Origin of the sequence: Stappia sp. MMSF_3263 (assembly GCF_030733745.1) — a bacterium.
Classification (GTDB): domain Bacteria; phylum Pseudomonadota; class Alphaproteobacteria; order Rhizobiales; family Stappiaceae; genus Stappia.
This window is the reverse complement of record NZ_JASHIK010000050.1, coordinates 1-2385: the sequence shown is the minus strand read 5'-3', so window position 1 is coordinate 2385 and position 2385 is coordinate 1. Positions and strand designations below refer to the sequence as shown.

1 protein-coding gene is annotated in these 2385 nt (G+C 66.5%); it reads right to left on the bottom strand.

Going from position 1 to position 2385, the window contains the following annotated elements; genetic code table 11:
• Positions 1-49: 49 nt before the first annotated feature.
• Positions 50-2116 carry a M23 family metallopeptidase gene (locus tag RBB46_RS23255; protein WP_306031455.1) on the bottom strand — a complete coding sequence of 689 codons (2067 nt, stop codon included), beginning with the start codon at positions 2114-2116 and terminating at the stop codon, positions 50-52.
• Between the last annotated feature and the right edge of the window lie 269 nt (positions 2117-2385).

Below are 2385 nucleotides of genomic sequence, written 5' to 3'. Positions count from 1 at the left end.
GGAAACGCCCGGGGCCTTCTGGTGTGCCTTGCGGATAATCCGGCGGCGGTCAGTCGGTGACGGCGGCTGATGCAATGCGCGAGGGGCCTGCTGCCCGGTCGATCAATGCGTCGATGCGCTCGCGCTCGCGGTTGAAGGCGGCAAGCAGGTCTCCGTCCAGAACCCGGCCGCGCGGCAACCGGATGCGCATCGGGTTGACGAAGCGGCCGTTCACCTTGACCTCGTAGTGAAGGTGAGGACCCGTCGACAGACCGGTCGAGCCGACATAACCGATCACCTGCCCCTGCCGGACCCGTACGCCTTCCTGGACGCCGTCGGCGAAGCTCGTCTGGTGACTGTAGGTCGTCTCGTAGCCGTTGGCGTGGCTGATCTCGATGCGCCGGCCGTAACCGGAAACCCAGCGGGCCTTCGACACGACGCCATTGCCGGCGGCCATGATCGGCGTGCCGCGCTGGGCCGACCAGTCGACGCCGTTATGCATGCGGGTGACGCCAACGATCGGGTGGCGGCGCAGGCCGAAGCCCGAGCGATACTGCCCGCCGGACAGGGGCTTGCGCATGAGGAACTTCTTCGCGCTCTTGCCGCTCTCGTCATAGAAGTCGACGACGCCGTCATCGGGCGTGCGGAAGCGGTAGAAGCGGCGGGTGGCGCCTCGCGTGGTCAGGGCGGTGTAGAGGATCTCGGCGGGGACGTCGTCGCCCCCTTGCTCCAGTCCGTAGAACACCTCGAAGGAATCGCCAGGCTTCACCCGCGACTTGAAATCGACATCGAAGGAGAAGATGCGCACCAGATCGGCGATCAGGTCGCCTTCGACCTGCTGTTCCAGCGCGGTCTGGTAGAGGCTGTCATAGATGGTTGGCGTGGTGCCGGCGTAGCCGACGCGGTCCGCCTCGGCAAAGGCGTCGGCAAGGAAGGTGTCGGGCGCCTCGGCCGGCACGAACTCGCCGGTGTCGGACCGTGCGATGGTGGCACGGTGCTCGGTATCGGCATAAAGGCTGACGCGCTGCGGCTGCATGCGGCCCGCTTCGTCCGGGCTGGGCGCCAGTGCGATGCGCAGCCGCTGTCCGGCATCCAGTTTCTCGATCCCGAACTCGCGAACGAAGGCGTCGACAATATCGGCGGCCTCCTCTTCGCTTGCGGAATTGGCGACCAGGGCTTCCTGGAACGTCTCCTCGCCGGTGACGGGAACGATCTTTTCCTCCATGCCGGCGAAGGCATCCGTCGTGTCGCTCTTGGAGACGAAGGAGACGTTCTCCGGGGTGATCCGCACCGTCAGGCGGGAAAGCTCCGGCTGCTGGGCCAGGTTGAAGTCGAAGCGGCCGGGATCGATGACCGGGCCGGATGCCTCGTCGATTGCGTTGCCAGAAAGGAAACGGGCCGACTGGCGCACGAACTGCTCGATCTCCAGTTCCTCGTAGCCGGCATCTGCGGTGGCCAGCGGATTGTCGACGGGAAAGTCGCGGCTGCTGATCGTCACCTCGCCCTCGACCCGCGCGTCATAGACGGCATCGCTGACGGCGCGCACCGGAATCACTGTGTTGTCGGAAAACAGCTTGAGCGGATTGAAGGGGGGGATTTCCTCGGTGGTCTCGCGCGAGGCCCGGGTGGCCAGCGTCGCGGTGACCAGCGCATAGGGGCGCAGCTTGATGTGATCGCGCCCGTCGATGCGGTTGACGGTGGAAACCGGGATCACCTGGCGATTGGAATACTGGGCGGCGGCACGGATCACCCGGTCGCCCTTGGCCGTGCCGTTGCCCAGTCCCGCGGAGCGGGCGGGTTCGTCGACATTGCCGCGCGAGGGCGCGGCTGCCACCTCATACTGGCCGTCGAGCGCCGCGAAGAGGGCGCCGCCCATCAAGGTGACCGATGTCAGGCCGGTGAGCACCGAACCGGTCAGCCATCTCAGGCTGACCCGCCGCCGGTCGGGCAGCTGGTCGCGCTCGTCATAGACCATGAGCGGTGGTTCATCGCCCAGGTCGACCTGATCGCGGTGTGTCGCGCCGAGATGCATCGCGTCCTTCTCGTCATTCCGGTAATCCGGCGCTGCAATGCGCTGGTCGAGCAGCGCGCGCCGAATAGTCCTGTCCTTCAGGTCCGGCTGGACCGTTCCCTGCAATGGCGTGCCGGTCGCATTTGCCCCAGCGACGCGGCAGGCCGTTCTGATCTGCCGGATCGGGAGCCGTTCTCCCTGGTCCGGCGCGCAAGCGGATTGCGCGAAACCAATGGCCGAGCGCACCGGCCCGGGACAAGGGTCCCACGCGGGCGCGCGTATCCATACTAGAAACCCCGATGGACAAGAGCAATCTGGCGTATTTGTGACGCGCGGCCGGATTGGCGCCGACTTGGTCTTTTTTGCAAGGGCGCCGGGGAGCGGGCCGGAGGGGT